Here is a 2,475-nt window from a genome sequence, read left to right as displayed (position 1 = left end):
GCCTCTTCCGGACAGCCTTAGGCTAACGCGAGCAGCAGCGCCTCGCGGCCCTCGTCGCCGCGCGGAGGACCCGGCAGGCGGAGGTCGAGACCGGGCTCGCCGCCGAGCGGACCCGTGCCGCCGACCTCGCCAAGGAGGCCCGGAGCTTGAAGGACCTCCTCGACCGCATCGAGGGCGAGGTCGCCACCGCCAAGCGCTCCGCCGACGAGGCCAAGGCGGCCGAGCAGCGCGAGGCGAAGGCGACGCAGGAGCGTTTCGCCGCAGCCGGCATCCGCGACCCCGCCAAGCTCGCCCCGAAGGTGAAGTTCGTCGACGCCCGGGGGGACGTGCCGCGCCCGGTCAGCGGCCGCCTGCTGCGCGGCTTCAACCAGCCCGACGGCAACGGCGGGATGACGCGCGGCATTTCGCTCGCCACCCGCGCGAAGGCTGTGGTGTCCTCTCCCGCCGATGGCTGGGTGCAGTTCGCCGGGCCGTTCCGGTCGTACGGACGACTCTTGATCATCAACGCCGGCGATGGCTACTATCTTCTGCTGGCTGGGATGGACCAGATCTCGGTCGAGGTCGGCCAATTCGTGCTCGCGGGCGAGCCGGTCGGTAACATGGGCGAGGGAAGTGCGGTCCAGCCGGTGATGAGCGGCGACGGCAGCGATCCGATCCTGTACGTGGAATTCAAGAAGGACGGCGGCTCCATCGATCCGGAGCCTTGGTGGGCGAAAAGCCCCAGCGAGAAGGTTCGCGGATAATGCGCAAGACGTCCCTCATCATGCTCGGCGCGTTCCTGGGAGCAGGCACGTCGATGGTCGCGACGCAGACCGACTTCCTGTCGGGTCCGCGCGCCGTGGCGGCCTCCGCCGAGACCTACCGCCAGCTCAGCCTGTTCGGCGACGTGTTCGAGAAGGTCCGCACCGATTACGTCGAGAAGCCCGACGAGGCGAAGATGATCGAGGCGGCCGTCAACGGCATGCTGACCTCGCTCGACCCGCATTCGAGCTACATGGACGCCAAGGCGTTCCGCGACATGCAGACCACGACCCGCGGCGAGTTCGGCGGGCTCGGCATCGAGGTCACGATGGAGGACGGCCTGATCAAGGTCGTGACCCCGATCGACGACACCCCGGCCTCGAAGGCGGGCCTGCTCTCGAACGACATCATCACCCAGATCGACGATGACCAGGTCCAGGGCCTGACCCTGAACCAGGCGGTCGACAAGATGCGCGGCCCGGTGAACTCGCCGGTGAAGCTCAAGATCACCCGCAAGGAGGCCAAGGACCCGATCGAGGTCACGCTCAACCGCGACGTGATCAAGATCAAGCCCGTACGCTCGCGCGTCGAGGGGGCCGACATCGGCTACATCCGCCTGACGCAGTTCAACGAGCAGACCTACGACGGCCTCAAGGCCGCCGTGGACAAGCTCTCGACCGACATCGGGCAGGACAAGATCAAGGGCTACGTGATCGACCTGCGCAACAACCCGGGCGGCCTGCTCGACCAGGCGGTGATGGTCTCCGACGCGTTCCTCGACCGCGGCGAGATCGTCTCGACCCGCGGCCGCAACCCGGACGAGACCCAGCGCTTCTCGGCCAAGGCCGGCGACATTACCAAGGGCAAGCCGGTGGTGGTGCTCGTCAACGGCGGCGCGGCCTCGGCCTCCGAGATCGTCGCCGGCGCCCTGCAGGATCACAAGCGCGCGACCATCCTCGGCACGCGCTCCTTCGGCAAGGGCTCGGTGCAGTCGATCATCCCGCTCGGCGGCTCGGGCGCGCTGCGCCTCACCACGGCGCGCTACTACACGCCGTCCGGCCGCTCGATCCAGGCCAAGGGCATCGAGCCCGACGTCGAGGTGCTGCAGGAGGTCCCGGACGAGCTCAAGGGCAAGGACGAGACCAAGGGCGAGGCCGGCCTGAAGGGTCACCTCAAGCAGAAGGACGTCGAGGAGCGCGGCGGCTCGTCGGCCTACGTCCCGCCGGATCCCGCCAAGGACAAGCAGCTCACCGCCGCCGTCGACTTCCTGCACGGCATCCAGAAGGGCGCCGCGAACGCCCAGAAGCCGACGATGCCGAACTGACCCCGTCCGGGATCGACGACACGGCGAGAACCCCGTCCGGCGCGTGCCGGGCGGGGTTCTTCGCATGGCGCCCGTGCGCGCGTTGCGAGCCGTTTCGAGCGCGGCGGATGCCGGCTCGCGTGACGAGAGCGCGACCACACAACGAGAGCGAGCTTGTTCCGTGATCCGGTGATCACGGAACAGGCTCTAGGACCGAAGGCCGCTCTTACGAAAAATTAACCATGGCGGCCGGCAATGACGGCGGGGCTGCCTTGCCGCGACCGGCGATTCTTCGGTGGCCCCGCCAGTTCCGAGGGCCAGTGACCGACTCGTCCGACGATATCCTGACGCGTCCCCTCGGGGTCGACGTCCCCGCCCCCGGCCCGAAGGCCGCGCTGGCACGCCTGCGCGCGCGCCTCGCGACCCTCGGC

At 68.9% G+C, this 2,475-nt stretch carries 1 protein-coding gene and 1 pseudogene; both read left to right on the top strand.

The window, feature by feature from the left end; all coding sequences use genetic code 11:
- Positions 1 to 29: 29 nt before the first annotated feature.
- Positions 30 to 743 (top strand): annotated as a pseudogene (locus FV223_RS25270) (peptidoglycan DD-metalloendopeptidase family protein); the annotation flags it as partial.
- The gene (locus FV223_RS25265) at positions 743 to 2,065 is read left to right on the top strand and encodes a S41 family peptidase (protein WP_147729525.1); all 1,323 of its coding nucleotides are present in this window, start codon (positions 743 to 745) and stop codon (positions 2,063 to 2,065) included. The pseudogene FV223_RS25270 and the gene FV223_RS25265, both read left to right, overlap by 1 nt.
- Positions 2,066 to 2,475: the final 410 nt, after the last annotated feature.

Origin of the sequence: Methylobacterium sp. WL116 (assembly GCF_008039455.1) — a bacterium.
GTDB lineage: Bacteria > Pseudomonadota > Alphaproteobacteria > Rhizobiales > Beijerinckiaceae > Methylobacterium.
Note: the sequence above shows the minus strand (reverse complement) of the source record. Positions and strands in the feature narration are given on the sequence as shown.

Excerpts from the sequence above, each read along its gene's own strand:
- FV223_RS25265 (WP_147729525.1), top strand. The coding sequence starts at position 743 with ATGCGCAAGACGTCCCTCATCATGCTCGGCGCGTTCCTGGGAGCAGGC.